Origin of the sequence: Chitinophaga sp. W2I13, assembly GCF_050434005.1 — a bacterium.
Lineage (GTDB): Bacteria > Bacteroidota > Bacteroidia > Chitinophagales > Chitinophagaceae > Chitinophaga.
Window position 1 is genome coordinate 7,386,682 of record NZ_JBNPWD010000001.1, and the last position, 24,878, is coordinate 7,411,559.

General features: G+C 46.6%; 21 protein-coding genes. 2 read left to right on the forward strand and 19 right to left on the reverse strand.

Annotation, left to right across the window (positions count from 1 at the left end):
- Positions 1-111: 111 nt before the first annotated feature.
- On the forward strand, positions 112-1,602 hold the full coding sequence (locus tag QFZ48_RS30120; protein WP_429065137.1) for a hypothetical protein: 1,491 nt from the start codon (positions 112-114) through the stop codon (positions 1,600-1,602).
- 144 nt (positions 1,603-1,746) lie between these two features.
- On the opposite strand, the gene QFZ48_RS30125 is transcribed toward QFZ48_RS30120, so the two are convergent.
- The 13 genes from QFZ48_RS30125 to QFZ48_RS30185 all read right to left on the reverse strand — a co-directional run bounded on the left by QFZ48_RS30125 (position 1,747) and on the right by QFZ48_RS30185 (position 17,117).
- Entirely contained in the window at positions 1,747-2,223 is a 477-nt protein-coding gene (locus QFZ48_RS30125; protein WP_429065139.1) for a hypothetical protein, read from the reverse strand.
- 105 nt (positions 2,224-2,328) lie between these two features.
- Positions 2,329-2,943: an alpha/beta hydrolase gene (locus QFZ48_RS30130; protein ID WP_429065141.1), complete on the reverse strand. Its 615-nt coding sequence runs from the start codon at positions 2,941-2,943 to the stop codon at positions 2,329-2,331.
- Positions 2,944-2,945: 2 nt separating this feature from the next.
- Positions 2,946-3,908 (reverse strand): ring-cleaving dioxygenase, encoded by a 963-nt coding sequence (locus QFZ48_RS30135; protein WP_429065142.1) that lies wholly within the window; start codon positions 3,906-3,908, stop codon positions 2,946-2,948.
- A gap of 99 nt (positions 3,909-4,007) precedes the next feature.
- Positions 4,008-4,754: a RagB/SusD family nutrient uptake outer membrane protein gene (locus tag QFZ48_RS30140; protein ID WP_429065143.1), complete on the reverse strand. Its 747-nt coding sequence runs from the start codon at positions 4,752-4,754 to the stop codon at positions 4,008-4,010.
- Positions 4,663-5,406: a RagB/SusD family nutrient uptake outer membrane protein gene (locus QFZ48_RS30145; protein WP_429065144.1), complete on the reverse strand. Its 744-nt coding sequence runs from the start codon at positions 5,404-5,406 to the stop codon at positions 4,663-4,665. The genes QFZ48_RS30140 and QFZ48_RS30145 overlap by 92 nt, the downstream gene beginning before the upstream one ends.
- 11 nt (positions 5,407-5,417) lie before the next feature.
- Entirely contained in the window at positions 5,418-9,185 is a 3,768-nt protein-coding gene (locus tag QFZ48_RS30150; RefSeq protein ID WP_429065146.1) for a SusC/RagA family TonB-linked outer membrane protein, read from the reverse strand.
- Between the two features lie 29 nt (positions 9,186-9,214).
- A complete protein-coding gene (locus QFZ48_RS30155) occupies positions 9,215-10,336 on the reverse strand; it encodes a FecR family protein (RefSeq protein ID WP_429065147.1) in 1,122 nt (373 codons plus the stop codon).
- A gap of 54 nt (positions 10,337-10,390) precedes the next feature.
- A complete protein-coding gene (locus QFZ48_RS30160) occupies positions 10,391-12,667 on the reverse strand; it encodes a Gldg family protein (protein WP_429065148.1) in 2,277 nt (758 codons plus the stop codon).
- Between the two features lie 7 nt (positions 12,668-12,674).
- Positions 12,675-13,601, reverse strand: a complete 927-nt coding sequence (locus QFZ48_RS30165) for an ABC transporter ATP-binding protein (protein ID WP_429065150.1) — start codon at positions 13,599-13,601, stop codon at positions 12,675-12,677.
- Between the two features lie 108 nt (positions 13,602-13,709).
- A complete protein-coding gene (locus tag QFZ48_RS30170; RefSeq protein WP_370912958.1) occupies positions 13,710-14,294 on the reverse strand; it encodes an RNA polymerase sigma factor in 585 nt (194 codons plus the stop codon).
- Between the two features lie 145 nt (positions 14,295-14,439).
- A complete protein-coding gene (locus tag QFZ48_RS30175; RefSeq protein ID WP_429065152.1) occupies positions 14,440-15,339 on the reverse strand; it encodes an alpha/beta fold hydrolase in 900 nt (299 codons plus the stop codon).
- A gap of 39 nt (positions 15,340-15,378) precedes the next feature.
- Entirely contained in the window at positions 15,379-16,071 is a 693-nt protein-coding gene (locus tag QFZ48_RS30180; protein WP_429065154.1) for an alpha/beta hydrolase, read from the reverse strand.
- 47 nt (positions 16,072-16,118) lie between these two features.
- Positions 16,119-17,117 (reverse strand): alpha/beta hydrolase, encoded by a 999-nt coding sequence (locus QFZ48_RS30185; protein WP_429065156.1) that lies wholly within the window; start codon positions 17,115-17,117, stop codon positions 16,119-16,121.
- A 160-nt stretch (positions 17,118-17,277) separates the two neighbouring features.
- Here QFZ48_RS30185 and QFZ48_RS30190 point away from each other — a divergent pair, with 160 nt between their 5' ends.
- Positions 17,278-18,960 (forward strand): sigma-54-dependent Fis family transcriptional regulator, encoded by a 1,683-nt coding sequence (locus QFZ48_RS30190; protein ID WP_429047041.1) that lies wholly within the window; start codon positions 17,278-17,280, stop codon positions 18,958-18,960.
- A gap of 2 nt (positions 18,961-18,962) precedes the next feature.
- On the opposite strand, the gene QFZ48_RS30195 is transcribed toward QFZ48_RS30190, so the two are convergent.
- From QFZ48_RS30195 to QFZ48_RS30220, 6 genes are read right to left on the reverse strand one after another with little or no spacing between them, the layout of a single operon-like run.
- Positions 18,963-19,580, reverse strand: coding sequence for a TMEM175 family protein (locus QFZ48_RS30195; protein WP_370912954.1), 618 nt, complete (start codon positions 19,578-19,580; stop codon positions 18,963-18,965).
- Positions 19,581-19,603: 23 nt separating this feature from the next.
- Positions 19,604-20,968: a sigma 54-interacting transcriptional regulator gene (locus QFZ48_RS30200; protein WP_429065157.1), complete on the reverse strand. Its 1,365-nt coding sequence runs from the start codon at positions 20,966-20,968 to the stop codon at positions 19,604-19,606.
- 12 nt (positions 20,969-20,980) lie between these two features.
- Positions 20,981-23,239: a tetratricopeptide repeat-containing sensor histidine kinase gene (locus tag QFZ48_RS30205; protein ID WP_429065159.1), complete on the reverse strand. Its 2,259-nt coding sequence runs from the start codon at positions 23,237-23,239 to the stop codon at positions 20,981-20,983.
- Positions 23,236-23,931: a YoaK family protein gene (locus QFZ48_RS30210; RefSeq protein ID WP_429065161.1), complete on the reverse strand. Its 696-nt coding sequence runs from the start codon at positions 23,929-23,931 to the stop codon at positions 23,236-23,238. Before QFZ48_RS30210 ends, QFZ48_RS30205 begins: the two co-directional genes overlap by 4 nt.
- A 33-nt stretch (positions 23,932-23,964) precedes the next feature.
- Positions 23,965-24,438 (reverse strand): Dps family protein, encoded by a 474-nt coding sequence (locus tag QFZ48_RS30215; RefSeq protein WP_370912950.1) that lies wholly within the window; start codon positions 24,436-24,438, stop codon positions 23,965-23,967.
- Between the two features lie 5 nt (positions 24,439-24,443).
- Entirely contained in the window at positions 24,444-24,878 is a 435-nt protein-coding gene (locus QFZ48_RS30220) for a DoxX family protein (RefSeq protein WP_429065163.1), read from the reverse strand.

Consider the following 24,878-nt stretch of genomic DNA (forward strand, 5'->3'; position numbering starts at 1 on the left):
TTATAAATCCATACCTGCAACATGGTGAACTTTTCCGGGAAGTATATCAAATTTTTTTTGGGCAATCCTAACTATTAAGTTAGCTTAGGTCAATACTTTCTTTTAACAACTATGAAAAAACACCTGGTTATTTTATTCGGCATCCTTTCTTTGTTTTCCCAGAGCTTTGCACAGAAAATCCAAACGCCCCCCATACAAACGCTTTCCGTAAAAGACCTGGAAAGTACTTTCAATGCCGGCGAGAACGTTAAACAATACCTGGCAAAAAAAGGATTTAAAAACGCACACCTCCTGGACAATAATGATTACAACGAAGACACGGTAGTAACCAATAATGCAAAAGGTGATAAGATCCTCCTGGTGTATTATTACGGACGTGTTACCGCGTTGTTATTCCAAACTTATTCTTTTCCAACGGCAAAAGTGGTATTGAGCAGTGCTGCCTCCCGCTATCAGTTGACCGACAGCGCCGCACTGGCAAAAGGTCCTGGCAACAAAACATTCCTGCAAAAAAGATATGCTTACCTGGAGAAGCGGAATACCGCATTATCATCCACTCCGCCGTCGCCCTATCCGGAGGGAAGGTTTGTTTTTTGTTTTATCAATCCTTCGGAAGGAAATGAGAAGAAACAGTATACTATTCGGTTCTGGCAAACGCAAACAACGGCAACTTCCGATGTAATGATAGAGATGCCGGATCAACAGAACCGGCCAACAGCGCTCAATTCATATGAATATGACCGCTTCCAGATCGATTCACTTAAAATAGAACGGTATATACATCCTGCTAAAACCAATCCCATTGCCCCTGGTGTACCCGGCCAGATGAACGAATTTATACTTCACCATATTTTTGAAGATCATTACCTTCCCCTTCAATTCCTGGATTACGCCAACGCACAATCAATTTTCATAAGCCCGGATAATGAAAAACAACGTTCATTGGAATACCAGTTTAATACAGCCGGACAATTAACGGCTGTTTTATTAAAAAGACAACAACCTTCCGCAGAAAGGGATTGGGAGCGCTATATTCCTTTCGATGCGGAAGCATATTCAACTGTTACCATCACCGATAACAATCAGGCAAATTTCGGGTTTGATACGAGGCAGCATGCCATAACATACCAGCAAACCATTCCCGTTAAAGCAGGCAATGTGTCGCTGGATTACCATATGGATACAATCATTGCATATAGTCCCAACTGGTTAAGGGTTTATAAAATGCTTAATAAAACGTTCTTCCTGATTGAAGAATACCATCTTTCACCGGAAAGTTACCAGAAGAAAAAGTTAAATACCGGCCTTGAATTTACACTAGAAGAAAAAGATGGAAATGTATATTACTCCTGCTTCAACAAGGAAAAGGACCGCATGTTGTTTAAACGGCGCTATTCTAATACCGGTTGGCAGTTGCCCTTAACTATTACTGATTACGACGAACGAAGCGCTGCTTATGGCCGTTTATTTGAAAGCTACCAGCAAAAACAGACCGGAGAAATTATAAAAGAAACCCGTCAGCATGGAACTTATACCTACACGATAGAACATGCTCATTTGAGCGGGGTAACAGGGTGTAAGGTGATGTATAAAACGTATTAGGACATCGCAGCATAGACCCTGACGGCCGCTTGCTGATCCAATATGGCTGGTAAAATCTTAAAGCCTTACAGTAATTACTGTAAGGCTTTAAGATTTTATGATCTTTTTGGCGGCTCTACATAAACTGCTTTATGACGCTATGGTTTACTTCACTGGCTGCTTCACTTTAAAAAACTGCAGTACCAGTCCCACCACCAGTAATCCCAGCAACACCTTAATGCAGTTCTGCACAATCGAAGAAGTAGGTCCATCGGACAGCGGGTGCCCCACCGGCACACGTAGTAAGGTTTCGTTTATCGCCGGTATCAGGGAAAGGAACAGGGTAAGCGTCATGCAAAGCACCTGTATCAGCAACAAACTTCTTTTGCCGGACGCTTTGCGCCCCAGCAAATAGGCCACTCCGAGTAAAATAAGTATTAGTATCCCGATACCGTGCCCGGGATTAAAGCCACCCGCTTTGGAAAGCCCAAAGGAAGTGACCGAGGCGATCACCGTCAGTATGCTATATATCTTGCCCGTATTGGAGAAAGGGTTGATGATACCTTCTTTCAGCAAGGCAGCTACAGCAAATAATAAAGCAACGATGGCGATAATGGTGTGTACAATACCTAAAATACTCATAGGAAAAGGATCTAAAGGGTAAATAAAATGAATTAAACGTCTATTCCTGAATTTTGGTTCAATGGCCCTGGTTCATAAATTTAGAAAATCCTTTTTGTAATTACGTTAATCGTGAAAGATCAATTTATTTACCGCTGCTATTTCCTGGCGGCTGATGGTATGTCCCATATTAGGGTAGATGATTTCGGTTACCTTCGCTCCCATTGCTTCCAATAAGGTGGTACTTTCTTTCACCCGGCTCACAGGTACATGAAAATCCGGATCACTGCTTCCAATAAAAATGGGTGTACCATCAAAATCACCATTATAATTACGGTGGTCAACATGGTCACCAATAACCCCGCCGGTAAAAGCCACGATGCCACCAAACCTTGCTGCATTGGATGCCGCAAACTCCAGTGTCAGACACGCGCCTTGTGAAAATCCCAACAGGAAGATCTGCGATTTTGAGAAACCTTTTTCTTCAAGATCTTCCACTATATCTCCCAATACCTTCATGGAATCAGAAAGAAACGGTTCATTTCCTTCCCTTGGCGCCAAAAAAGATTGCGGGTACCAGCTATTACCTTTCGCCTGGGGAGCAATAAGTGCAAATGCCACAGTATTCAGCTCCGCCGCCAACGATAAAATATCCTCCGCCGATCCGCCGCGGCCATGTACCATGATCAGCACCTTCTCTGCCACATCAAGGCGCTTTCCTGCTGTCAATATTTCCTGCATAACTATACTAATTTTGGAAGCACTTTTTCTAAATCTCCTCTCAGATGTGCATGTTGATGAGGCAACATCAGGTGGGTACCCAATTCATTCAAAGGTTCATCAACTGTAAAACCCGGGTTCTCTGTAGCGATTTCAAAAAGGACGCCGCCCGGCTCCCGGAAGTACAGCGAGAAGAAATAGTCCCTGTCAATTTTTGGGGTAATCTGTAAATTCCTGCTTAATACTTTTTCCCGGAGCTCCATTTGCACCTGCTCATCTTTTACACGGAAAGCCACATGATGGTTCGTTCCTGCAGCATTTATCCCTCTCTGGCCATCCGGAACTTCCAGTAGATCTATGATTGCTGCTGTGTTTACGGTGTCTGTAATGAAGCGGTACCGGTTACCCTCCTGAGAAAGAAAACGATAACCCAGGATATCGGTCAGTACTTTCGCGGTTTCCTCCATTTTCCGTAGGGTAAGCGTGGTACTGTGAAACCCCCTGGTAGCAGTATCTTTCTTAATCTCGTCCGTTACCCAGGGTACCCTGTTATCTTCCGCTTTCGGAACAATGAGGCTGAGCGACAATCCGTCCGGATCACGGAAAGAAAGAAACTGCTCACCAAAACGCTCCGCAATTTCGCTGGTCTTCACCTGCTTCTTTGCAAACCTGTCTAACCAAAACTCCAGGCTCCCGGCAGGAACCGCATACCCAATTTCAGTAGCCATTCCAACACCTTCACGTCCCTGTCCAATTCCTTCCCAAGGAAAAAATGTAAGGATCGTTCCGGCAGATCCGCTTTCATCACCATAGTAAAGATGATAAGTTCCAGGATCGTCGAAGTTGACTGTTTTCTTCACTAACCTTAAACCCAAAGCTTTGGTATAAAAATCTAAATTTCCCTGCGCACTTCCCGCAATAGCGGTGATATGGTGCAATCCTAAAATACTGTTGTTCATAATGGTGTACTGGTAGTCAAGAAGCATACCACTGCATATTTCCCTTTAAATCAGCACTTTATCACAAAATCCTTTTTCAAAAAAATACTATATATCGTAAATTTATGAATTCACGTGAAGCATTGGCTAACGGATGTTTTGTGCAAGTTTGGAATTGGTGATCACTTCCTGCGGTATGAGCAACGTATAACGGGCATCATTGGCAGGCAGACTGTATACCGTTCCATTTACGGTACGGGAAAGGTTCTTTGCAAAACGGGTGTCTTTATTAAGCCTCCGCAGATCCGTCCACCGGAGTCCCCTCATCAGCAATTCCTTACGCCGTTCCAAAAGGATCTTTTGAAGCGCATCAGTTGCGTTGCCTACAGTAAAGCCGGGATAAGTTCCCGTTGACCAACGGGTGGCGAGTAAGGTATTCATATCGTTCACCGCATTAGCGGTTTGCCCTGCGCGTGCGTAACATTCTGCCCGTACCAGGTACAATTCATCTACCGCAAGACCATTAAACAAAGCGGATGAACCCACTGCTCCTTCATAGTTACCGACAAAGCGATAGGTACCTGAAGGTACCGGCACATCCAGGTTCTCCTTCACCAACAATTGTTTACGAAGATCATCGTTCTGATACGCGCTGATAATCACGGGATCGATCAGCGCTTTGTTTTCATCGCCAAAACCTACTTCCAATACACTGTTTTGATAGTCAATAACTGAATGGAATATTACTTCTTTATTGAAACGCAGAAAAGGATTATAACTGCCCAACTCGAGTGTGTTATAATCAAGCAGGCCGCTTTTGAGCTTCAGCGCTGCATCGGCAGCGGATAAGGCATTGGGATAATCTTCCATCGACAAATAAACGCGGGCGAGCATGGGCCAGTGCTGCTGCTTTGTTTGGCCGGGAAGATATGCTGGAAGTATTGTTAAGTAAACCGGCCGCCCGGGTAAGATCATCAACGATCGCATCATAAGTTTCTTTTACGGTGCCCCTGCCGGGAACATCGTTGATATCTGAACGCTTATGGATAGGAAGGCCCGGTTCCTGCATGGTAGCGGCGCCATAAGGTTTGATATACACTTGTGCCAAAGGCCATAAAGCATAGGCACGCAGAAATAAGGCGCTGCCCTGCAGGTTATTGATCACTGCCGGCTGGTCTGTGTCCTTAATTTTTTCCAGGGCTTCCAGCACCAGGTTACAATGATAGATCTTATTGTAAGAGGCCACCCACTGAGTTGACGCGGCACGAATAGCATTAGGCTGCCAGGTATACAGCGCTTTATCTTCCAGTGTAATCGCATCTGAATTATAACGGTTATCATCCAGGTAATAATCATCAGCGGCAATCTCCCCGTCTATCGGGTAATTGATGTTGAACAGATCATAATTATCCAGTATCAGCTGGCAATCTTTTGTTGTTTCAATAAAAGACTGCGACCCACTTTTTTTGATGTCTACATATTTCTGACAAGCGGTAGCCGTAAGCACACACACTATCAAAAGAATATATTTTATATAATTTTTCATGACTCGTTCAATTAAAAGTTAGTTGAAAATCCCAGGCTGTAAGTACGCGGCAAAGGATAATCGAATACTTCCGGATCTATCCCTTTATCGTTGGCGCGCCAGATAATACCCAGGTTGCTGATGTTGGCATATACTCTTGGATCTTTAATACGGCATCCAGGCTTTACTTTCAGGGTATAAGACAGATTGATCTCCTGTAATCTTACATGATCCCCTTTCACTACATTGATGGCCGAGTAATAGTAAAAATTATCCCTGTTGGGGTTACCCGTCGACATGACGGCCGACGGCACATTAGTGCCTGTTTCATCGCCGGGGCGCTGCCACCTGTTGTTATATTCTTCCCCCTGCAAACTGTTACCGGAATACAGGTTGCCATAGTTAACCACCTGCGCTAAAGGCCGGCGTACATAGTAGCCGAGTTTGTAAAGCAGGTTGGCCGACAGCGCAAAAGAAGCGTAGGAAAATGTATTCCTGAATGACCCATAATACACAGGAACCGCGCTGCCAAAATATTTCAGGGTACCCAGCGGGGCATTCTGAATAGCTTTGTAATTGTTGTCGCCCTCGGGGGAATTAGATATGGTTACGATGTTACCATCCAGGTATCCCCGCGGATCGCCGGTTTTAGGGTCCAGGCCCGCCCACTGATATCCAAACAACCGTGACAGGTCGTAGCCTTCGTTATAGGAACCGGTGCTGTTACTCACCGCCGCGCCGGCCTGGCTGGTAGCCGTGGCAAACAGCTTCGTTACCTTAACCCGGTTGTAGGCAAACAACAGGTTGCTGTTCCATTTGAACGCCCCTGCGCTTACGTTCAGCGAGTTTAGTGTGAGCTCTACCCCATGTCCCTGCAGGTTGCCTGTGTTGTAATTGATATTGGTGTATCCTGTGCTGGGATCAAGCGCGCCGCCGGCAATCAGGTCGGTCGTTTTCTTGCTGTAGTACTGGATATTACCGGAAAGCCGGTTGCCTTTAAACTGGAAGTCTACACCTATATTGAGCACGCCTGTCCGCTCCGGACGCAACTGGCTGTTAGTGATGCCGGTGCCGAAGGAAGTATACGCATACGGAAGATTATTGGTGCCATTGAGCGTGGAATAAGTGATCAGTGGCCTCGCAATAATCAGCGGGTTTACGTTTCCGTTATAACCATAAGTTGTTCTCAGGGTCAGTGAAGGCACCAGGCCCCAGTGATAAAAACTTTCGTTGTGAATATTCCAGGCGCCGCCTACAGAATAAAATGGTGTCCCTTTCTGGTTGGTGCCACGCCCAAACTCACTGGAAAGATCCTTGCGTATACTGCCTGAAAGCGTATACCTGGCGTCATACGTATAGGCAGCATTGGCATAGTAACTGAGGGTGCGCACTTTATTGTCGATAAACCCGGTTGAAAGATTAGGAATATATTCACCATTGTACCCGCTGAAGTCTTCTGCAAAAGCAATTGGTATCATGGTTTTAAAATCCAGCTTGTTATTGGTATACAAGGTGCCTTCATCATAGCCGTAGTAACCGTTGCTGGCGGCAAGACTATAAGACTGGGCCATATCAAAACCTGCAATGGCCGATAACTGGTGCTTTTCTTTCCAGGTATGGTCAAAGTTCAACTGTCCCCTGAAGGTATGATTGCTGGAGGTAGTTTGCATAATCGTGTACTGGCCTCCTAAGGGCAGTTGACGGTTATAAGGCTCCACTGGTTCCAGTGTTCTGGGATCTACAGACGCCGGCGAAGTGGTGAAATAATTGAGCAGGTTCCTCATATAAAATGAGTTTTGCCGGTAAAGGGTATTATCATTATTTCTGCCGGTGTTATAATTATACGTCAGCTGTGCGGTAAGCCCGTTTGATATCCTGTAATTGGCGTTGATGCCCAGGTTCAGGTTCTGCGATTTCAGCTTGTTGTATCCTTCATTGATATCGTTCAGCGGCACATAGCGGTAGCTTAAAAATTTATCGGCATATTCCTTTTCCACCGCAGCGGCAAAGCCCTGGCGGTAAAGTTTGGCAAATTCCAGGTAGTTACCCTGGTCATCGGCTAAGCGTGAATAAGGATAAAAGGTAGCATCAGTAGCGCCGGTGATCCTGTTTTGCGGGGCTTGTTCGTTGTATTGCTGAACATTGTAAGAAATATTTCCCTGTAGTTCGAGTTTTTTGAGCGGTTTAACGGACATGGAATAACCGAGTGCGATCCGGTCGTAGTCCGAATTTTTTGTATTGTTGATGGTCTTGTCCCATCCGCCGGACAAGCGGTAGTTAAAGCGTTCGCCGCCACCATCTACTCCTAAGGAATAACTTTGGGTAACTGCATTTCTCAGAAAATATTTATCATAATCTTTCCTGATGTCATTGTTCCTTAAAGCATCCAGTTGCGCGTTGGCCTGCGCGTCGGTCAGTGTATGTTTAAACTTCCAGGCATCTACAATTTCTGCTACCGGTGATTTTATTTCCTGCCCGTATAAGTGGGAGATGCTCAGATCCGGCAATGGCCGGTTCTGCTGTTCAAAATAAGCTGCCTGTGCGTCGATGTAATCAGAAACGCTCATTGTTTTATTGTAGAACAGGTCCACCTTTTCGGTGACATTAATATTGCTGTTAAAGGTTACCCGTGGTGCGCGGTTATACCCCCCACGTTTTGTTTTAATAACAATAACGCCATTGGCAGCGCGGGAGCCCCAGATAGAAGCGGCGGCGGCATCTTTCAGGATGGTTACGCTCTCTACATCATTAGGGTTCACCCGGTCGATGGAGTACGGACTGGCAATACCATCGATCACCACCAGCACCTGGCCGCTGTAGTTACCGTTCAGGTCTGCGTTCACTGCGTCATTCAGGGTATTTTTACCACGGATGGTAAGGTTGGCCAATGGAGACTGCCTGGCATTAGGCGAAGCTGAATTGATAGGACGAAGATCGTTACGAAAATCCAGCGAGGTGGTAATCCCTTCCAACCGCCGGATCAGGTTGGGATCGGTGCTGTGTTGAAGCTGCTCCTTAGAAATGACTTCAAAAGATCCCGTGGCTCTTTCTCTCGGCAATTCCTGCAAACCGGTTGAAACGATGGCCACACCCTTCATTTCAATGGATGCTTGCTTCAGCAACACATTGATGGCTGTTCTGCCCTTTACGGCAATAGTATCGGACTGGTAACCGACATAAGAGAATATCAGGCGGCCATCGTCGGGTACCCTGAGTATTTTGTACAGACCGCCCTGGTCGGTTGCCACTGATATGGGAGTCCCTGACAACCGGATGGTGGCCCCGGGAAGGCCCACGCCCTGGTCGTTGGAAACGAATCCCATGATATCAACGAAATTGATCGCCGGAGCGGCGCCTACCGGCTTTTCTCTTAGTATAATGGTATTATCATCGATAGTATAGGACAGTGGCTGGTCTTTTAAAACCAGGTCCAATACGGTTCTGATATCAGCCGCTTTTATATTGATACTTACTTTGTGGGTATTTTCCAATAGCTGGGTAGTATACACAAATTCATAATTGCTCTGCTGCCGGATCTTTGTAATGATCACCCGGATAGCCACCTCTTTTTCCTTGAGTGATATCTGCTGGGCAAAGGCTGCCGACACGCTGAAGAGCATGATGAACAGTAAGCAGGACGTTAATCGCATGATCCGCCGGATTTTACGGACATACAAATGATGCATGCCGGATTTCATCGCATAATTTTTATACATTTGTCTTGTTTGGTTGATAGTTGATACAATCAGGAATTTTATTGACAATACCGCCAGGCGCCAGCCAGTTGTGTGCAACCACATCTGGCTATTTTTCGCCCTTCAGTGACTTATTATTTGGTGACGATAATTGTTCTTCCCACAATTTTAAAATGCACTTTATTGGTCAGTTCCAGTTTTCTTAATACCTGTGAAACGTAGGCACGGCTGCTTACGCGGCCGCCAAAATCATCGGTTGGCAATGTTCCTTCATACACCACTTCCATATCGTACCAGCGGCTTATTTTACGCATGATCGACTGGATCTTTTCATCCTGGAAAACGATATAATTGTTTTTCCAGCCGATGGCTTCCTCTGTATCTACCAGGACGGTTTTAATTCCGGCGTCACTTTTCTGCGCCTGCTCTCCTGGTTTCAATACTACGTTACCGATACGGATACTGCCTTCCAGCAGGGTTGTTTTGGTGATCGACTCATCGATATAGCTGCTGATATTGAAATGTGTTCCCAGCACTTCCACTTTTTGCCCACGGCTTTTTACGACAAAGGGTTGCGCTTTATTTTTTGCCACTTCGAAGTAACCTTCTCCCTGCAGCTCAACTTCCCGCTGTTGTTGTCCACCAAAGCTGGAAGGAAAAACCAGGCGCGAAGCTGCATTGAGCCAAACGACAGAGCTGTCGGGCAATACCAGCCGGTACGTACCTCCTTTAGGCGTTTGCAAGGTCAGCATCCGGATACCATCGCTTAAAGCGGCATCCCCCTTGAGCTTTGTATTATCATCGTACCTTACATCGCCGCTGTTCACCACAATACCCCTCCTGGAAGAATCCAGCACCATCGTACCACTGCCGGCAACAGACAAGGTTGCTTTGTTTGTGGCGGGAGGAATATCATTCTTACTCTCCGCCAGTTGGCTGACAGAAATTGCCGGTGTATGCACCGGGCGGTAAAGAAAATAAGCGCCTATCCCGATCATGAAAGCTGCAACAGCTGCTGCGGCCACCAGGTTACGCCGCCATCCAAACAGGCGTTTGACCGGGCGGTATTCATTTTCCAGCCGCTCCCATACCTGGTCAACGGCAGCAAGCCGCGCTATCATATCAGGCGCGGCCGCCCCTTCTTCCCGGTAGCTTAAGTACCATGACTCCAGCAACGCCAATTCCTCCGGGGTGGCCTCTCCCAGCCTGTAATGCTCCAGCATCTCCCGGATTTGTTGTTCAGTTAGTTCGCTCATAACCTGCGTATATTATGTAAGACAATCAACACCTCCCCAGGAGGTATATTTTTTTTATTTTCTTTTCCTGCTGATCAAAAGCACTGCAGCACAGGCGATCATTAATGCAGGTATTCCCCATAATGTTCCTGACCGGTAAACCGATAATTGCTTTCTGCTGGTTAAAATGGCATCGTCCTGCGGCGCCGGGCGGCTCACCTTCACCGGGAACCGGCCATCGCTGAACCATCTAAAGATGCCATTAATAAATGGGAAATTGTATGCCTGCGGAATGGAATTATTACTCATAAAATCGGCATCTCCGCTGATCAGGATCTTTTGCTCCCTGTTGGCTATTTTACGTTTGAGCATCAGGACTAACGGTTTGCTTCCCTTCAGATCTCCCAGCTCGGGCTGGTAGGATACCGACGACGATGAAGGATCAAATCCATTCGTCCTGTTCCAGCCCAGGGCGCTGCTTTGCAGCACGGTATCCGCGGTGAAAACACTGTCTGTTACCTCCAGCATGGCCGCAGAAGGCATGGCCACAGCCGCATTCATGTACATCAGCTGATCCAGGTATTCGTTATTTTCTGTGGCAATGCGCCCCTGGATAAGATCGGCAGGCGCATTTTTATCGGGGTTCACCATCATGCCCGGGGACAGCTGCACACCAAACTGACGCAGGAATGGATTGATCACCTCCCGGTGCGAAGGTTCTGCTGTAATCAGCATATCGCCTCCCGTAGCTATATAACGGCGCACACTGGAGTCGGCACGGTGGCTCAATGGCTTGGCCGGATCTGCCAGTATAAGCAGGGTTGTGCTTTCCGGCACATCCGCTACATCCAGGTTTACGCTTACTACATCAAAGCCCTGGTTGATCAGCGACTTCCTGGTTTTCCTGGCGTTACTGAACAAATTGTAACTCCGGTCCCCTTTTATCCGGATACTGCGTTCATCATCTCCTTCTATAAAAACAATCTGCTGGCGTGGCGCCATCAGCTTCTTTATAGCAGCCGTAATTTCCGCTTCTTCCGGGAACTGGTTATTTTCATTATACAGCCGGAGAAAGCTGGTGTTGCCGCGGTAGCTGAGCTGCCGGACAAATGTATTTTCCTCCGGCGCCAGGTCAATAATTTGATGGATCTGGTCAGGCGTTAAAAAATCGTCAAGGTCAACTCCTATGTTGTCCGCCACTTTTTCAGCCACTTGCTTTGTATTCAAACCGGTAATATCTCCCTGGTAAATCATATTGGGATTACTGGCAAGATCGGTAGCATCATAATAATAAACATAGTTCATTTTGATACCAGGTATAAACCTGCGGAAATCTTCAAAACGCGACAGATCCGTGTTTCGTGATACCGGCAGCCCGGCGTATACATGCTGGTCCAGGAGGTTTACGTAAGTGGTGATTATGAGGGGGCCTTCCATCTGTTTGGCAACAGCCTGGCTGGCCGGTGTCAGCGTCTGGGACTTTTGCGCGGTAACATCCAGGTAGAAGATACCGGAGGGTCTTGCACTTAAATATCCTGCCAGCAAAACAAATGCAAGGAGCGCAACATACTTGCCTGCCTGTATGGCCAATGGTTTAGACTCACGGCTCACTTTAAACCGCAGCATCGTAAGACCCAGGAAAAGTAAAATAATGAGCAGGTAATAGATGATATCCCTGGAGGTGATCAGGCCATTTAACATACTTTCCGTTCGTCCTGATAAAGACAGAAAATAGGTAAGGTCTCTTACAAAATCAATGCTTTGTCCTACCGTTCCAATATACTTCAGCACCGCAAATACAGCAAGGGTACTGATGGCAGCAACCACCTGGTACCCGGTAAGGCTCGACATGAACAGGCCAATAGCCGCGTAGGTGGCTGTTAACAGGAACAAAGACAACAATCCAGCGCCGATCAATCCAGCATCCGCATCTTTAATCACACACATACCAATCAAACAGTAAATGCCTAAAATAGCCATCAGCATCAGCGCGTAATAAATCATGGCGAGGTATTTACCCAAAATGATTTCACTGATTTTTACCGGCGACGATAGTAATAATTTGATAGAACCGCTGCTGATTTCCCGGCTTATCAGTCCCATGGTAAGCAGCGGGATATATAAATAAAGATTTTGCAACACTTTGTCGAACAGCCCATTGGTAGCGGGAAAGAGAAGCTGCGTTAAATTATCTGCTTTTTCTCCCATCATAAACAACTCCTGGAAACTGCCCAGCATTCCAAAGAAACCCATCCCTGATTGCACCATAAAAATCACCAGCACGAGCCAGGCTACAGGGGAATAAAAAAGTACGCTGAGCTCCAGCTTAGCTATTTTAAATATTTTAGTCATAACAGGTTCAGGAAGTTTTGTTTGATAACTGTGCAAAAATTTCGTCCAGGCTGCTTTTCTCCAGCATGATCTCTGTGAGCTGCCAGTTATCGTCAACGGCGAGTTGAATAATAGTAGAAGACACCAATGAAGTAGTGTCAAAATGCATCCTGAAACCACCATCATTCAGCAGTTCTACATGGGTGATCCCGGGGATGGCCGCCATTGTTTCAATTGGCGGCGGATTGTTCATATAAACACGCAGGGAATTTGGCAAAATGTAATTATTGAAAGCCTTCATGGTATCCGCAAATACCATTCTTCCGCCTTCAATCATGCGTACATCATCGCAGGTGGCCTGCACTTCCGATAAAATATGAGAAGAAAAGATAACGGCCCTTTCCGTGGCGATTTCCTTGATCAGCTTGCGCACTTCCAGTATCTGGTTAGGATCCAGTCCGTTTGTTGGCTCATCCAGCACAACAAGTTTGGGCCGGTGTATGATGCTTTGAGCGATGCCCACCCGCTGCCGGTAGCCGCCACTGAGGTTGTTGATAAGCCTTTTGCGGAAATGGGCAACCCCGCATTTTTCCATCGCCGACGCTACTGCCACCTTTACATGCCGTTTATCGATGTTGCGCAGGTAAGCGCAATACGTTAAGTATTCACTAACCGTCAGATCAAGGTGCAGCGGGGCGTTCTGAGGGAGGAAGCCTATCCTCATTTTGGCTGCTTCCGGCTGCTGCCGGATATCAATCCCATCTATCTCCACGGTACCTTCTGTCTGGCTCAGCACCCCGCACAGGATGTTCATGGTGGTTGATTTGCCGGCGCCGTTTGAACCCAGTAAGCCCAGTACGCCCAGCTTGCTGATTTCAAGGTTGATATCGCGTATGGCCCAGTCCCGGCTGTATTTATGAGACAGGTGTGATACTTTTACAATGCTGTTGTCCAATTTTCTGATGATTAGCTTTAAAAAAGTGCTTTATACATCATAAGACAGGCAGGAAGACTATAAGTGGTATAGCCGGGAGAAAAATATTTTTAAGCGGACCATCCTCACTTAGTGCTTTAGCATCCAGAGCAGGTAGAGATAAGCAAAGAAACCTATTTTTTTACGGAGATGTTTTAAGGCATTAGACATTTGCTTTTTCACCGTTTGCTCGGTAGTGCCCATGATTTCAGCGATCTGTTTATGGCTCAGGTGCTGTTTCCGGCTTAGCTCAAACACTTCCCGCATTCTTGGCGGAAGGTCGGCTATTTCTTTCTCAATTGCCGCTGCCAGCATAGATTCGCGCACCTTGTGATCGGTAACGGCCGTTCCATGTTGGGAATAATGTTGTATGGAGTCAATATATTTCTGCTGAAGTTGTTTTTTCGCAAACAGGTTCAGGATATGATTCCTCACACTGCTGTATAGGTAACCTGATAAATTACTTTCAATCTGAATGGCCTCTCTTTTTACCCAGAGATTAGAGAAAATCTCCTGGATCACATCCTGCGCATCAATGTCGTTGCGGGTTTTATTCCAGGCGTGATGGTGAAGTACCAGTTTATACCGGTGATAAATTTCTGCAAAGGCATTCCGGTCTCCTTCCTTAAGTAATAAGACCAGATCAGGATCGGAATAATTGCTATAATTAACCATACGCGTACGCTGGTAAGGAGGAACCAGTGCTGCAATTATAATAAATATATCGTAAACCCGGCAGAATTTTTCACAATCAGAGAAGATGTTTAATGCAACGGGGACTACGTCCAATGGCTTGTCCCCGTCACATTAACTACCGTTGCTATTCTTTGATAAATTTGATCAACTCAGCATTGGTCTTATCTTTTTCTTCGATAAATGCAGCATGCCCGCTTTTCTCAAAAGGCACCAGTGTTGCATTCTTTATACCTGCCTTCATCTGTTCAGCCAATGCGTACGACACGATGCTGTCGTGCGTAGCGTGCAGGATGAGCGTAGGTATCTTTATTTTGGGCAGGTCTGATCGCAGATCCTCGTCCCGGAGTGCAATAAGCGCCTGTTCTGTGGCGTATGGCGAAGACTGTGCTTCAATACCTCCCAGCCAGTTACCCAAACCTGGTGTCAGCGAAGTTGGCGACAGCGTGAACTTTGCCGCTACGGCATCAAATAAGGCCGGGCGGTTGTTGTTGTGCAACTCAATCCAGCTGGAAATCTGATCTTTGGTGAACAGCGGATAAGGATAATCCGCTTTCTTTGTGTGACAGGGAGCTGCCGCATCAAACAATACCAGTTTTTTTACATGCGCCGCATTAAATTTGGCGACATAATGCAGTGATATCGCTCCGCCCATCGAATGACCGCCAAGAATGGCATCTTTAATGTTTAGCTTATCGAGTACTGTTTTAATATCCGTTGCAAACTGATCGTAGTTGTACTTGCCATAAGGCTTGCCGGATAAACCAAATCCCCGCAAAGTAATGCCAATAACCCGGTAGCCGGCCTTTACCAGGGCATGGTACTGGTATTCCCAGCAGGCATCGCTCAAAGGATATCCATGAATAAGCACAACGGGCGTTCCTTCCCCGAGATCGGTAACATGCAATCTTACATTGGGCTCCACCTCGATGTATTCAGCCCTGGCAAATGGTTTATTTTGAGCGGAAGTAACGGCAGTCATCAGCGAAAACACGAGGACTGCAGCAACTGATAAAGTTAATTTCATGATGTTCTTTTTAAATTTGTAAAGATGATTTCAGCAGGTTTACTGAAGTATGGAAGCGGATACAATCACGTCAGCCACTTCTCCCGGATGGGTCATGAACAGTGTATGACCACCTTTCATTTCCACTACCTTGCTGCCCGCCCTTTGATACATGGTTCTTTCCAGTACAGGATTGATGGTGCCATCGTCGGTGGGAAGAATAGCATAGGAAGGTTTAGTTTTCCAGGCCGCCGCGGTTACTTTATCAACGAAGGCTGTCACGGTTAAAGGAATCTGCGAATCATACATGAAGTCAGATTTCTCTTTGCTTTGTCCCGTGGCAAATGTTTGGTTAAACTTATCCTTATCCAGGTACACCAGCCCTTTTTCATCCGGGGGCAGAATACCATTTACTTCCAGGATTGGGGCCGACTGAACAAGGGCCAGCGTTGATTCATCGACATCAGGAACAAAAGCAGCCACATACACCAGGCTCATTACTTTAGGATGTACGCCCGCTTCAGTGATAACAGTACCGCCCCAGGAATGACCTACCAGCACGGTGGGTCCATCCTGCCGGTCCAGCGCAACGTTGGTCGCCTGCACGTCGTCTTTCAGTGTAGAGGTAGGATTTTGTACCAGGGTAACATTATATCCTTTTGATTTTAAGATATTGTAGGCAGCTTCCCAGCCGGAAGCGTCTGCGAAGGCGCCGTGTACAATAACGATATTTTTTACAGAAGAAGCACTCATGTTATGATATTATAATAAAAATGATGGAATGGATAAAAGGCGATCTTTTACTTTAAGCCCAGGTATTTTTTGAGTTCTGCTGCGGCCTGCACAAAAAGCGATTTTGTTTGGGGAATGTTTGCCAAAGCATTCAGTAATCCGAAGTCGTGGATCATTCCATTGTATCGAACGGTGGTTACCGCTACGCCGGCTTCATCGAGTTTGCGGCCGTAAGCCTCACCGCCATCACGGAGCACATCCGCTTCGGCTACCTGTATTAGGGCAGGAGGAAGTCCTTTTAACTGCTCGATCGTAGCGTTAAGTGGAGATGCGTACACCTGCTCACGTTCTGCAGGATCCGTAGTGTACTGATTGTACATCCATTTCATTAAAGGCGTGGTCAGAAAACGGTCCTGTCCGAATCTTTTGTAGGTATCATGTTCAAAGCCGGCGTCAACAATCGGCCAGAACAGCACCTGTACAAGGATCTCAGGGCCTTTATTTTCTTTGGCTTTGATCGCTGTTACGGTAGCCATATTACCACCTACGCTGTTGCCTACAATGGCAAGGCGACTGCCATCCACACCAATTTCAGCGCCATGCTCCGCTACCCATTTGGTGGCTGCATAAATTTCATTCACCGCCTGGGGATAGCGGGCTTCGGGTGAAGGTGTGTAATTCACAAAAACGCCTGCTGCACCGGATAACACCACCAGGTCCCTTACCATTCTTTTATGCGTGGGATAATCGCCCAATACCCAGCCGCCGCCATGGATGAAAATGAATACCGGGAGTTGTTCTTTGTTTCCTGCTGGTTTTACGATATTTAATTTGATCGAAAAACCACCGGCGCTGATCGTCTTTTCACTTTCTTCAATACCGGAATAGTCAACATCCGCAGCCGCCTGCGCATTGATCAGCACCTGGCGGGCTTCACTTACGGAAAGTGTTTCCAGTCCCGGTGCTCCCGGTACATTCAGCACACTTAAAAAAGCTTTGACGTCTTTTGAAATGGCCGGATCATTTGCTACCGCAGGCACCTGCTGTGTAGTTTCTTTTGTGCTCATAGTTATTGGTTTGTTTTGCCCAGGCAAGTCAAACGGTGTGCCCAGCTTTAATCAATTAACAATCAAATTCTTATGAAATTAATTAGTTTTAAAAAATACGACATGTCGTAATATTATGATATCGCTTTCTTGTCCGGCTCTATGAAATTCAGTACTTTCGATGATGCAGAAAACCAATCATACGGGTCCGGTGGATATAGAACAGGGCAGTCATGTGGACAAGAATGCCATCTTTGAAAATCAACTTATTCAAAAAGAAAATGAACAGGCAAGTTTGCTTTGCGTAGCCGGCAGAATTGCTGCGGTGCGCAGCCGGGCCGACCTGTGGGATATCATCAATAATGAAATACTGGACCTGTTTAACAGCCAGTATTATACTTTATGTTTATTGTCTGAAGACGCTACGACGCACTATCCGTTTTTGCATAGCCGGGATAAGAAACTGGAAAATGGTAAGGTGGACAGTCCCATTATTCACCGCCAGCATCCTGTGAATGACGGGGTTTTTAACCTCGCGTTGTCCGCTGATCAGCCGGTGATTTTTCAACTTGCTGCACTCACCAGGCAAAAGGATATTGCACCCTACGTTCACTATTGGTTTAAACTCGGCATCAAAGAAATGATGCTGGTTAAAATCACCAATGCCAACGAAGACAGGGGTGTGTTATTTCTTTATTCAAATAAGGAAGGGGCCTTTTCAGCTGAAAAATTCAACCTGCTCGCCGGCGTGGCAGACCTTTTAGGAACTGGTATGTGCAATGTGCTGGCCAATGAAAAGATAGAACAGCAGATGGAGGAAATAGACCGGTACAGGCAACAGCTGGAAGAAGAAAAGGCTTACCTGATAGCCGAACAATCGGCCAACCGCTTTTCAGGCTTCATTGGTCATTCACCCGAAATCCAGAAGATTTTCCGTTTAATTTCGCAGGTAGCGCCATCAGATGCTACCGTACTTTTACTCGGGGAAACCGGCACCGGCAAGGAGTTGGTTGCCCGTGCCATACATGAGGCGTCTCCGCGCCGGGGGAAGCTCATGATCAAAGTGAATTGTGCTGCATTGCCGGCGAACCTCATAGAAAGCGAATTATTCGGCCATGAGAAAGGAAGTTTCACCGGTGCGTCCGACCGCCGTATCGGGAAGTTTGAACTGGCGAATAACAGCACCTTGTTCCTCGATGAGATCGGAGAATTGCCACCGGAGCTCCAGGTGAAATTATTAAGGGCATTGCAGGAAAAAGAAATAGAGCGGGTGGGTGGTGGAAAAACCATCAGTGTGAATGTAAGGATCATTGCCGCCACCAACAGGAACCTGGAAAAGGAAGTGTCGCAAAACCGCTTCCGGAGCGACTTATACTACCGGTTAAATGTATTCCCTATTACCTTACCTCCCTTGCGGAAACGAAAAGAAGATATTCCCGCCCTCACCTCTTATTTTATAGAACGGTTCTCCCGGAACTCCGGGAAAAAAATTTCGGGCATCTCCCAAAAAGCAATGGAAAAATTAATTTCCTATGCCTGGCCGGGTAATATCCGTGAACTGGAACACCTTATTGAACGCGCGGTATTGCTGACTAATAAGAGCATCATTAAAATGATCCAGCTTCCTGAGCAAATTGGTGCAGAAAGCAGTTTAAATGACAAAGCTTTTAAGATCCTGCCGCTGGAAGAAATAGAACGGGAGTATATTCTGAAGGTGCTTAAAATATGCAGGGGAAGAATTTCAGGACCCAATGGCGCTGCTACAAAATTAAAGATGCCGGCAACTACCCTGATATCAAAAATGCAGCGGTTAGGCATTAAAAAAGAACATTTTGTTACCGGCAAAGAAGACGGGGAAGCGTGAAACTATTTTCCTTTAAGATCGAGCTTACCGGAAGTGTAAGCCCAGTAGATCCACAAGGCCACACAAAGAAACAACGCAGCTGTTGGTTGCACAAAGGAAAGGATAAAGGCCAAGGTATGCACCGGGATGCCGTACAGGTAATTCCTTTTTATACGCTTAATACCGTCGTCGGTGATGTCTGGTCTTAACAGTTGCCGGTCCTGGCTGGCGATCCACCAAAGCAGGTTGAATGCCAGGTTAATGCATACAAATAAAGCGGTATAAATGGCCACTACAATATGAACGGAGGAAGTATGGTAGTAACGGGAGAGTAATGCCGTAGGATAGGAAACGCAGGTAGCCAGGAACAGGATAAGCCCGTTGGCGAACATCAGCGGGGTATTGCGCCGGTAGATCTGTTTGAAGATTTTATGATGGTTGACCCACATAATGAAAATACTGAAAAAAGACAGGCTGAAAGCCAGGAAAGAAGGCCATTCCGCGGCCAGCTTTTTCAACAACGAATCTCCTTTCCCGTTTTCTTCCATCAACGGCACATGCAGTTCCAATACCAGTAAAGTGATGGCAATGGCGAAAACCCCATCACTGAAAGCTTCTATCCTTGTTGTTTCTTTTTCCATGTGACGGCATTCAAAAAATAATACTATTTGTAACCCGATTCAATTCCATGTTTTTTCATTTTGGAGTATACAGTTTGCGCAGGTAACCCAAGCATTTCGGCAGCGCCATTAACGCCAGAAACCCGGCCCTTGCATAGTTTTAATGCGTTCATAATATGGTTCCGCTCCATCTGCTCCATCGTTTCAAAGGAGGTGGAACCCGGATTTTTTTCCAGGTGTACCGGCAAATCAAAATCAGTGATCTCATTGTTCATCGTCAGAATAACCTGCCGTTCAATGACATGCTCTAATTCCCGGATATTGCCCGGCCAGCGGTATTCCAGCAGTGATTGCATGGCTTCCTTACTCACTTCCGGTACCTGTTTTCCCAATGCCAGTGCAAACTTTTTAAGAAAGTAAGCGGTCAGCGGCGGAATATCTTCTGCCCTTTCGCGTAAAGGCGGCAACGCTATCGGAAATACATTCAGCCGGTAATACAGGTCCAGCCGGAACCTTCCTTCGGCCACTTCTTTTTCAAGATTGCGGTTGGTTGCCGCAATCACCCGCACATCTACCGGCACTGGCATATCGCCGCCAAGGCGGTGAATTTCCCTTTCCTGTAATACGCGCAGAAGTTTTACCTGCGCTTCTAAAGATAATTCACCGATTTCATCCAGGAAGATGGTACCTCCACCCGCCTGTTCAAACTTACCAATCCGTTTCTGACCGGCGCCGGTAAAGGCTCCCCGCTCATGACCGAATAATTCCGACTCTAAAAGAGCCAACGGCAAGGCAGCGCAATTAACCGTTACCAGTGGTTTGTTTTTCCGGTTGGAAGCTTTGTGAACGGCCTGCGCAAACCGTTCTTTTCCTGTTCCGCTTTCTCCCAGCAGCAATACGGAGCTTTTACTGCGGGCTACTGCACGGATTTTTTCGAGGGCCTTTTTCAATGCAGCTCCTTTACCAATAATGTCGGGAAAGCTGTTGTCGTCATCGCTTACAACGGTCGTATTATTTTCAGCAACACCATGCTCCGCGCTATAACGGTACCGGGCAATGTCCAGCATCACCAGCAGGTCGCGCTCGCGGAAAGGCTTCACCAGGAATCCATATGGCTGTGTTGTTTTTGCTGCTTCCAGCGTAGCCTGGTTTGTATTTGCAGAGATAAACAAAAACGGTTTTTTCTGCAGAAATAATTCTTTGGCCAGTTCAATCCCCGACACCGGCGTCTTCAACGTAATATCGAGCAGCACCCAGTCGGGATCTTTAAGCGCAATTAACTCGCGGGCCTGCTCTACAGAAGAAGCAATCCCACACATGGTATAACCGGCTTTCGCCAGCATAATACGCAGATCATTGGCAACGATAAATTCGTCTTCCACGATCAGTATTTTCTCTTTTAAACTCATCCTGCAGGCGTTTTAACTGTTTATAGTACTAAAGGTCCTGCATTGAAAGGATAACCTGATTCTTACGCCGGCTCCCACAGCAGCCGATATACGGAAATTGCCATCAAGCTGACCGGAAAGGCCGTGCATCAGGCTCATTCCCAGCGATGTGTTCTCCGGATCCTGTTCCTGCAAAAAGCCAATACCATCATCTGAAATCAGCAGCAAACAACCGGCTTCGTTTGTACGTTTCAATGAAACATAAATATTGCCTCCCTGGTCTCCCGGGAACGCATATTTGATCGAATTGCTCACGGCCTCATTAATGATCAGCCCAATGGGCACTGCCTGGATAACATCGAGCAGCAACGGATCAGTTTCCGTAGTGAAAGAAATCTTATCTGTTTGTTCAAACGACTCCTTCATATAACCAATCAATTCCCCCATGTACCATTTCATATCTATTTTCCCAAGATTATCAACCTGGTAAAGCCGCTGATGAATGAGCGACATCGCATACATGCGGTGCTGACTGTTGCGGATGGCAGCTATTGCATCTGCGTTATCCAGGTATTCAGACTGCGTATTGAGCAGGCTGATCACAATCTGTAAATTATTTTTAACGCGGTGATGTACTTCTTTCAATAACCACTCTTTTTCTTCCACCAGCTTTTTCAGCACTTCGTTCTGATCATTTATTTCCCGTTGTTTACTTTCCAGCTCCAGGTTAGAACGTTTTTTCAGCCGGTAACGGTTATACATTAATGTGGAGAAAAGCACCAGCATGGCTACACCTGCGGCAAATGCATTGCGGAATACTTTCTCGTTTTGCAACAACACCTCCTGCAGCGCACTTTTCTGCGTAAGTAATTCTATATTTTTATCTTTTTGCCTGGTTTCAAACTGTAATTGCAGTACTCCCAGTTGTTTCGCCTGGGCAACACTGGTTAAAGAATCGGAAAGCAATTTATATTGCCTGAAATGGCTGAAAGCTGAAGAAATATTACCCATGGCCGAATCAGTTCTGTAAAACAGGTACTCTCCTTCCACCTTCCGTACAAGCGCCAGTGGTATGCTATCTTTGTAGTGGGCATAACTCCGGAGATAGGGAATCGTTTCCTTATAACGGCCCACCGACTGCAGGTAATAAATAATCGCCAGGCGCAAAAGCTGGCTGGTTCTGTCAGGTATCCTGCGCTGCTGATAGCTGCTTACCAGGTTCCTGAAGTAATGATCTGCTTTGTCGAACTCCATGAGCGCCATATAGTCCTTCATATAGATCATTGGTTCCAGCATCCGTTCCGTTTCACTCGCAGACGGCCCATATTGCGCGCTAACCAACAAGGTGTCGAGGCTTCTCCTGTATCCGCCCCTATTGCGGCAGGCGTCTGCAATATTGACAAGCATGGTTTTAATACTGCCGGTGTCCCGGTTACTCCGGGCCAGTACTAATGCTTTATTGAAGTAATCAATTGCCTCGTCATAATATTTAATACTATAGTAATTCAGCCCAACACGGTTATATACGGTCGTCATCACCGGTCCTGTATCGCCTGTTTTTTTTCCGGCTTCCACGGCGAGTAAATTATACCGGAGCGATTGAGTGAAATTGTTTAACTCGTGATTGATTTCACCCATTATCGAATAAATTCCCTGTAAGCGCGGGTATCCTATTTGCTGGTAAACGGATAAAGTGGCTGTGAGTACTTCCAGCGCCTCCGTATACTGACCGTTCAGCTGCAGCAGATCTCCCCTGAACTCATTAAGTTTGGCCGCAGAAAGACTGTCGCCCAAGCTTTGATAAATATCGATGCCCTGCTTGTATAAACTGATCTTTGTTGGAAGGTCTTCCGCCGAATTGGAGTAGCTGCCGCCCAGCTCCAATATTGCTTCCGCCTTTAGCCTGGGTGTTCCATAAACACTTAAAAGGCGAACCGCTTCTTCACTTGATTTTCTGCCTTCGGCGGAACGTCCGGATTCCCGGTAGGCTTTTGCCAGTAACAGTTTACTCAGCCCAAGTCCTGCCGGGTATCTCAGCTCCTTACTTAATTTTTCCATTTGGCCGGCGATCTGGAAAGCCATTTTCATATCTGGCTCCAGTGACCCCGGTTTGTCGAGGAACGATTCTCCCCGCTTCATCCAGGCGGTGATAGTAGCGGTATCTCCTTTACTGCTTTGAACCAACCGGCCTATGGTTTCAGGGCCGGCAACGGACTGCCCATAGGCTTCCCCGGTAACCGCCAGTCCCAGCAACATCCATATCCATATTTTCCCCCGGATCATTTTCCTCATGGCGCAAATTTACGCGCCAGCACCTCTCCCTGCAAATAGCAAACAACAACGGCCACTCCCGGCAGTAGGATAGCACTGAGTCCCAGCCATTTAGCCATTATTGCGCCGATCACGCAACCGGCTAAAAACCCCCCGATGGTGAACACTTGGCCCTGGAAATCCTTCCACGCCAGGGCATCGCCGCTCCGGCCCTTCCGGATCAGGTTTCCCAGATCCAGCGAGGCCTGGGTAACGTTGCCGGTCATCATGGTGGTTGGTCCGTGTGTTTCTTTGGCAAATAATTTCCCAAAAGCATTTTGCAGCCCCATTGCTGCTGCAGTAGTCATCACAATTGAATAGATCATTACTTTCTCTTCCACTCCCGTTAGCATAGGCTGCAAGATAGCGCCAATTCCGCAAATCATGAGTACGATGCCCTCCACGAGGAGTATTTTATACTTTTTCTGCGTTTTCTCAACGGCCCATCCGGCGGCCATTACAGCGAATACAAATACAGGAAAGGTGATTAGTTTCATCCAGGACTCCATGTGATCGCCACCCGTTGCCACCTGCGCCGCAAACACAATAAAATTGCCGGTCACGTGTGCAGAAAAAATGCCATCTCCCGATACAAAGGTGGCGGTATCGCAAAAACCCGCCACCCATGCAAGTAAAAATGTTACCCAATTGATATTGTGTGTAGCTTCTGTCATGTTTTAATTTTGTGGTGTTTAAAACCTTTTTTGCTATTCAAGATGCGCCCTTAGCATCCAGGCCATTTTTTCATGCTTTTCCATCAGCCCTGTGATATAATCACTGGTTCCTGCATCATGGAATGCGGTTACGTAGCCGTCAATGTTTTCCCGCAGGCGGATCAGTATACTTTCATGGTCCGACAGCAGTTCTTTGATGTGGCCTGTTGCATCATTTTTTTCTCTCGACTGCTCCGTGAGGTGCGTCAGGCTTAAAAACTCCTTCAGGGTTGCGGGCGGGAAATGGCCAAGGGACCGGATCCTTTCTGCCACATCATCCACTATTTCTTCCATCTGCCCGTACTGAGATTCAAAAAAAAGGTGCTTGCTGTGAAAATCAGGTCCTGTTACACACCAATGCGCTTTGAGGGTTTTGGTGTAGAGAACGAATTCGTCTGCCATTATTTTTCCCAGCGAATGGGCTACGGCAGAAAGGTGTTCTGGTTTAATACCAATACGTGTAATCATCTTTTTTAATTAAATAATTGAAGCAATAAAAAGGTATCCAAAGAATAGGTACCGGCGCCCAGCGCCAGTAAAAAAAGTAAAGAGAGTGTGTACATATAGGGCACATCGCGTACCTCCAGGTCGTCGTTACGGTGTACCACAAAGTAACCGATGGCGGTTACTCCAATCGTCGGCAGAATTACCAGCCGCGTACCGATGCCCAGCATTACCAGGAAAGGCACTACCGTATCTGAAAACGTAGCCACCAGTGCGTTGAGCTTTTCCGGTAAATGAAGCGGATTGGGTACATGCTCTTTTTGCCCGTTCACTACGCGGAATTTTTTCATGCCATGTACCCTGAACAGCTCCAGTGCCAGCAGGCAGCGGAATACCAGCATAGCGACGTTATTCCAGGTGCTGCCCAGGTCGGAGTAAAGTATGGAGATGATAATATCGTTCAT